The sequence below is a fragment of the Martelella sp. UBA3392 genome, assembly GCF_002358775.1.
GTDB classification, from domain to species: domain Bacteria; phylum Pseudomonadota; class Alphaproteobacteria; order Rhizobiales; family Rhizobiaceae; genus Martelella; species Martelella mediterranea.
Map to the genome: position 1 here is coordinate 1 of NZ_DEPM01000046.1, position 6,477 is coordinate 6,477.

Consider the following 6,477-nt stretch of genomic DNA (forward strand, 5'->3'; position numbering starts at 1 on the left):
AGGCCGGCGATGATCTTCAAGAGCGTGGTCTTGCCGCAACCGGAGGGGCCGAGCAGCGCCAGGAACTCGTCCTTGCGCACATTGAGCGACACGCTCTTCAGCGCCGGCTCGCCGCTGCCATACTTCTTCATCACCTTCTGGATTACCAGATGGTCGGGCGCGCGCGGCTCAGGCATCAGCGTCCTCCCGGAAGAGGCGCGCAAGGGCGGAAAGGCCGACCGTTATCGCGGCCGTCTGGCCGGAGCCAGACTTGTGCAATTCGCCGGTCACCACATTGTCGCCGACCGAGCAGACCGCGCCGCCACGACGGCCGTAAAGGCCGCAGAGCGTCAGGATCGCGGCGGCCTCGCGGTCGGTATTGAGCACGCCGGCGCGGCTCCAGTAATCGATGATCTGCTTGTGGTCTTCCTGCAGATAGCCGCCCGGCCCCGGCTTGCCCCAACCGCAATATTCGCTGTCGCCCGAACGGGTAATGCCGATGTGATAGGGATGCCCGACCTGATCGGCCGCAACCTTCATCGCGCTCACCACCTGCCAGTCGGCAACAGCCGGGTATTCGGCGCGCACATGGGCTTTGGTCATGCCTTCGTCGCGCACGGCGCCAGACGAGATCACGATATCGCCGACGCCGACCTTCGGGCTCCACGCGCCGCAGCCGCCAATGCGGATGACTGTGGTGCAATCTGTGAAGTTGAAGAGATCCATCAGCGCAAGCTCCGCCTCGGGCGAGCCGGAGCCGCCGGAAACGATCGAGACCGGCGCGCCTTCATAGGTGCCGGTCACCGTGGTGAAGAGGCCGGTCCTGGCTGCGACTTCGCCATTGTCGAGAGCGGCGGCAAGGGAATCTTCCTCCGCGCCGTCGCCGACGACCAGCGGATCCTTGACGGCGAGCACCACATAAGGAGCGATACGATCGCGCTTGAAGCCGGTGAGCAGCGGCACGCCGTCGCGCACGAAATGCGGCATGGTTTTGAGATAGCGGTATTCTTCGGACATTATTCGATCTTTCTCAAAGACGGCGTGACCATTTGAACATGAATTCGCCGATCAGCGCGGCGACAAGGATAAAGGCGACAATCGCCGAGCCGATGGCGAGCGTGATCGGATCGATGCCCTGGCTTCGAAGCTGGGCATAAAGCCTGACCGGAAAGGTTATCCAGCGCGCGCCCGCGATCAGCGAGGAGACGATCACATCGTTGAAGGAGATCAGAACCGAGAAGGCGGCGGAAGAGACAAGTCCCGGCATGGCAAGCGGCAGCGTGATGCGCCGGACCACACGTCCGGGAGAGGCGCCGAGCGTGGCGGCGGCCTGTTCCAGCAGCGGATCGAGATCGGCAAAGGTCGAGACCATGATGCGCACGGAAAACGGCATGGTGATCACCGCATGGGCAAGCACCAGCGCCGGCAGCGTGCCGGACATGCCAAGTTTCGAATAGATCTGCAGAAGCGCAATCGCCCAGACAATCAGCGGCAGCACCAGCGGCGTCATCAGGATCGCTTCGACGATCCGTCCGCCGGCAGGCTTGTAACGCACCAGCGCAAAGGCTGCCATCGCGCCGAAGAGGACGGCGATAAAGCCCGCAAGCACCGCAACAAGCAGCGAGACTGACAGCGCGCTTCTATATTCCCGGCTTTCGATGGCCGCCTCATACCAGCGGAGCGAATAGGAATTCGGCGGAAAGCGGAAGAAGCTCGCATCGTCGAAGGACGCAAAGATCAGCACCGCGATCGGCGCCAAAAGGAAGACGAAGGCGAGGACGGTCCAGACAAAGCGGGCCGAAACGGCAAAGCCATAGGTTTTCATGCAGGCCTCCGGGCGAGCCGTTTCGCGGCGAACGAGCCGATGGCAAGGCCAAGCCCGAGAATTGCCAGCATGACCACGGCGATGGCCGAAGCAAACGGCCAGTCAAGCACCAGCGAGGCCTGCTGATAGGCCATGGTGCCGAAGGTCGCGATCTTGCCCTGGCCGAGGATCTGCGGCGTGACGAAGGCGGTCAGCGAGGCGCAGAACACCAGCACGGAGCCTGCGATGATACCCGGCGCGATCAGCGGCAGGATGACCCGGCGCCACACGATCAATGTCGGCGCGCCAAGCGTTTCGGCCGCCGCCTCCACATCCTTCGGCAGGCGCGAGAGTGCATTGACGAGTGGCAGCAGCATCAGCGGCAGGAAGGCCTGCACCAGGCCGATGATGACGCCCGGTGTCGTGCCGAGAAATTTGACGCTGCGGGTAATCAGCCCGAGGTCCTTCAGGATGGAGTTGACGACGCCGAGAGGCCCCAGAAGATGCAGCATGCCGAGCGTGGGCAGGAGCGCGCCGGAGACGAGCGGCACCAGAATGAGCGCAAGCAGCAGGCCCTTGGCGCGCCCGGCGCTGACGGCAATCTGGCGCGCCATCGGCAGTGCTATGACGAGCGAAATGAGGGTGGCCGCAGCGCTCATCCAGATCGTCCGGAAGAAAACCTCGGCAAAATAGCTGTCGGAAACCAGTCTTCCATAATTGGCCGCCGAAAACCCCTCCGCTATCAACAGCGAGCCTTTCCCCTGCAGCCTGAAACTGGTGACGAACAGCCACAGGAAGGGAAGCAGAAAGACGATGCCCGACAGAATAAGTGCCGGCATCAGCAACATGAGCGCCCGTTTGTTCATGGAAATCACATCTACCGGATTGCAGCATCACCGAAAGGGTGAACGCCGCCGCGTCGGTTACGGCGCGGCGGCAATGATCGCGACGCTTACTGTTCGAGCAGTTCCTTGTTCCAGCGCTGGGTCCAGTCGCTGCGCTGCTCAATGACATACGGCCAGTCAAGCTGCACCAGGCTCTCGACCTCTTCCGGCGTGTCGATCACGTCTGCCGAAGCTTCTTCCGAGAGCTCGACTTGCGAATTGGTCGGGCCAAAGAATATCTGCTCGGCATAGTCGGTCTGGTTTGCAACGCCGAGTGCCTTTTCCGCGAACATCCTGGCCAGTTCGGGCTCAGGGCTGTCCTTCACCAGGCACAACATGTCACGCACCAGAACCGGGCCAGGTTCCGTCGGGAAGGAGAAGCCGATATCGGGATGTTCCTTCAGCGCCGAAAGCACGTAACCGGAGATCATCGGCGCCATGGCCACTTCACCGGCATCCATCATGGCGAAGACTTCATCGAGATTGGTATAGGTCATCGCAATCGGCTTCAGGCCCTGAAGCTTTTCGAAAGCGGCATCGGGATCGTGCTCATCGGCGCCGGCAAGGCGTGCTGCGACGCCGATCAGGCCATCGCCTTCCGAGCCCGGATACTGGGCAACGGCGATCATGCCGTTATATTCCGGATCCCACATATCCTCCCATTCCGGGGCTTCCGGAACGATATTCTTGTTGTAGGCGATGCCGAGGCCGACCAGAGACATGGCGTAGCAGCCATTGTTCATGCCGTCCCAGATCGCCTTGTACATGTCGCTTTCCGGATCCGGCGGTAGCACGATACCATCGGAAAGCGCCTGCGGAGCCTCGTACATGTTGAGGAATGCGACATCCATGGTCGGATTGTCCTTTTCCGCATAGATGCGGGCCATGCGGTCGCCCGTGCCGCCGAGAACGAATTCGACGGATGCGCCCGTTTCCTCTTCGATCGGCTCGGCGACGTTTTCGCGCAACAGGCGCTCGATATCCCCGCCCCACACGCCGACGACGAGCGTGTGGCCGGAATAGTCGTCAGCGGCAAAGGCGCCGGCGGCAGGCAGGCCGATGGCGCCGGCAAGAAGGGCTGTGGTGAGTTTCTTCAGCATGATGTTCCAATTCCCCTTGTTTGTCTGATTGGCTGGAACCCGGATCGCGGACATGTGGACCGCTTGCCGGATATCAGGAAGAGGTCCGTGGAAGGCCGGCTCTCTCGAAAACAATTAAAAGGCAGGAATTGACGTTTCATAAGCCCCGTGACCCCAATAGACTCTATTGGTTCCCACTAATGGCTTCAGGCGAAGTTTCACTTGATGGAAGGGGTGTGAATTCGCTTATCTGTTTGGCAACCCGGCGCAATAATCTCCTGAACCACTGATTGCCGGGCGAGAGATGCGACCGTTCATGCCACAGCGTGTAAAAGCTCATCCGGGCCAGTTCCTCCGGCGCGCCGACAATCGAAAAGGCGCCAGACTGCGCCATCTGCTCGGCAAAGGGGCGGCTGCTGGTGAACACCAGATTAGTGCGCGCCAGCATGTGCGGCACAAGCGTGAACTCGGCAACCGACATGGCGATCTCGCGCTTGGCATCGAGCTGGGCAAGCTGTCCGTCAATGGGACTGATAGCCGGGCTCGTATGCGGCGTCGGCGAGAGATGGTCGAGGCTCAGATATTCCTGAAGGTCGATGCGGGAGCGGCCTGCAAGCGGGTGCTCGTTGCGCATCACCAGAACAATGTCGGTTTCGAGCAGCGGCGCAAAGCGCAGGTAGTCGCGCGGCATCGGCCAGTTGCCGATCACGAGATCCAGCTTGCCCTCCTCAAGCTCGGTAAATATCCGGGATTCCTCGGGTATCGCGCAGAAATCGAGCGGCATGTTGGGCGCTTCGCGGCGCACCAGTTCGCCGATGCGCGGCATGAAGAAGGTGCCGAGACAATTGGCGGCGTAGACGCGGAAGCGGCGGTTGTAGCTTGCCGGGTCGAACGTGTCTTCGGAGACGGCGAGCGCGTCGATCTCGCGCAGGATATTGGAAACGTGGGCGCGCAGCGCGATGCCCTTTTCCGTCGGGATCAGCTTCACGCCGGAGCGCACCAGAAGCGGATCGCCGAGAATTTCGCGAAGCCGCTTGAGCGCCAGCGAAACGGAAGGCTGGCTCTGGCCAAGGATCGTGGCGGTTTTCGAAACGCTGCACTCGTCAAGCAGCACATCGAGAATGCGCATCAGGCGCAGGTCGAGACCGTGGTCTCCGGCTGGTGTGGCCAAAACGCTATTCCTTTCACAAGGTTTCCGTCTGGCCGGATCGCTCCCACCACAAGCGGTCCGACCGGCGTAATTTCATCCCCGGCGAATACACAAGCAATTTTCATGCCGCTTGACCAAAAGCGGCAGGCAAACGGAGTAAAGCATGGCAATCCTGATCAAGAACGGCCTCGTCATCAACCAGAAAACCGGCGCACACAGCTTTGCGACCGGCGATGTGCTGATCGACGGTGACCGGATAATAGGCAAAGGCGGTGATCTTTCGGCACGCGCCGCCGCCTTTCAGGACCTTCAGGTGATCGATGCGCCTGACAAGCTGGTCATGCCCGGCTTCATCGATGCCCATATGCATTCCAATGAAGGCTTCGAGATGGGCCGGTATGACAATTTACCGCTCGAAATCTGGCTTTCGGAGGTCTATCCGCCTTTCGGTTCGCCGACGATGACCTGGCGCGAGCATTATCTCAGAGCCATGCTGGTCGCGATCATTTCGCTGCGCTCCGGCGTCACCACGCTGCAGGACGATGTGATCAACATTTCCGGCACGCCGGAAGCCGTTGACGCGACGGCGAGCGCTTTCCGCGATGTGGGGCTGCGTGGCTGGATCACCGCCTCGATGTGGGATGAAAGCTATTGCAACAGCCTGCCCTTCATGGGCGATCTCGTGCCCGCCGAAATGAAGGCACGGCTCGATGCCATGCCCGCGCCCGACTGGAAGGAGCAGATCGCGCTGTTCGAGGAGCTTTCCGGTAAATGGCACGGCAAGGACAATATTCGCATCATCCTCGGCCCCTGCGGCCCGCAGCGCTGCTCTGAAAGGCTTTTGCAGGAATGCGCGGACCTTTCGCAAGCGCGCGATCTGCCGGTCCACTGCCATGTCCTGGAAACCAAGACCCAGGCGGTGACCGGCGAGGAGAAATATGGCCGCACGCTGGTGCAATTCCTCAAGGACATGGGCCTGATGACCCATCGGCTGACCATGAACCATGCGATCTGGCTGACCGACGAAGACATCGCGATGATGGGCGCGGCCAATTGCTCGACGACGCACAACCCGCTCGCCAATCTGAAACTCGGCTCCGGCGTTTCACCGGTGCGCCAGATGATGAATGCGGGCGTCAATGTCGCGCTCGGCTGCGATGGCGTGGCCTCTGCCGACACCGCCGATATCTTCGTGGCCTTCAAGGCCGCCGCCGGCCTGCACAAGATCGGCAGCTTCGACTACAATGACTGGATCTCGGCCCATGAGGTTTATGACATGGCGACCACGTCTGCCGCGCGCTCCAGCCTGATGGAAAAGGAGGTCGGCACGCTGGAAGAAGGCATGCTTGCCGACATCATCCTGATGGACAAGACGGACTGGGGCTTCATGCCGCTGCATGACCCGATCAAGAAGATTGCCTTTTCGGTCAATTCCGATGTCGTTACCCATTCGATCGTCGGCGGAAACCTGGTGATGGAAGACCGCAAACTCACAAGGGTAAACGAGAACGATCTGCGCGGCGAAATCGCCGAAGCGGCTGCCAAGTTCGAACGCGACCATTGCCCGGAAATGAGCAGGGG

7 protein-coding genes are annotated in these 6,477 nt (G+C 61.0%); 1 reads left to right on the top strand and 6 read right to left on the bottom strand.

From position 1 onward, the window contains the following. The 6 genes from B4E36_RS03610 to B4E36_RS03635 all read right to left on the bottom strand — a co-directional run. On the bottom strand, window positions 1-176 hold a 176-nt coding region (locus B4E36_RS03610; RefSeq protein WP_345899994.1), incomplete at its 3' end, for an ATP-binding cassette domain-containing protein. Beyond that, window positions 169-996 carry a nucleoside phosphorylase gene (locus B4E36_RS03615; RefSeq protein WP_292056820.1) on the bottom strand — a complete coding sequence of 276 codons (828 nt, stop codon included), beginning with the start codon at window positions 994-996 and terminating at the stop codon, window positions 169-171. The genes B4E36_RS03615 and B4E36_RS03610, both read right to left, overlap by 8 nt. 13 nt (window positions 997-1,009) lie before the next feature. Beyond that, on the bottom strand, window positions 1,010-1,804 hold the full coding sequence (locus tag B4E36_RS03620; RefSeq protein ID WP_018063174.1) for an ABC transporter permease: 795 nt from the start codon (window positions 1,802-1,804) through the stop codon (window positions 1,010-1,012). Then, on the bottom strand, window positions 1,801-2,649 hold the full coding sequence (locus B4E36_RS03625; protein WP_292056817.1) for an ABC transporter permease: 849 nt from the start codon (window positions 2,647-2,649) through the stop codon (window positions 1,801-1,803). Before B4E36_RS03625 ends, B4E36_RS03620 begins: the two co-directional genes overlap by 4 nt. Before the next feature lie 86 nt (window positions 2,650-2,735). Then, entirely contained in the window at window positions 2,736-3,767 is a 1,032-nt protein-coding gene (locus B4E36_RS03630) for an extracellular solute-binding protein (protein WP_292056816.1), read from the bottom strand. A gap of 163 nt (window positions 3,768-3,930) precedes the next feature. Further along, window positions 3,931-4,917, bottom strand: coding sequence for a LysR family transcriptional regulator (locus B4E36_RS03635; protein WP_292056814.1), 987 nt, complete (start codon window positions 4,915-4,917; stop codon window positions 3,931-3,933). Window positions 4,918-5,059: 142 nt separating this feature from the next. Here B4E36_RS03635 and B4E36_RS03640 point away from each other — a divergent pair. Then, the coding region (locus B4E36_RS03640; RefSeq protein WP_345899993.1) for an amidohydrolase family protein at window positions 5,060-6,477 on the top strand (1,418 nt) is incomplete at its 3' end.

What these genes read in the sequence shown, in the direction of transcription:
- B4E36_RS03625 (WP_292056817.1), bottom strand. Translation starts at nt 2,649, where the DNA reads ATGAACAAACGGGCGCTCATGTTGCTGATGCCGGCACTTATTCTGTCG.
- B4E36_RS03615 (WP_292056820.1), bottom strand. Translation starts at nt 996, where the DNA reads ATGTCCGAAGAATACCGCTATCTCAAAACCATGCCGCATTTCGTGCGC.
- B4E36_RS03620 (WP_018063174.1), bottom strand. Translation starts at nt 1,804, where the DNA reads ATGAAAACCTATGGCTTTGCCGTTTCGGCCCGCTTTGTCTGGACCGTC.
- B4E36_RS03630 (WP_292056816.1), bottom strand. Translation starts at nt 3,767, where the DNA reads ATGCTGAAGAAACTCACCACAGCCCTTCTTGCCGGCGCCATCGGCCTG.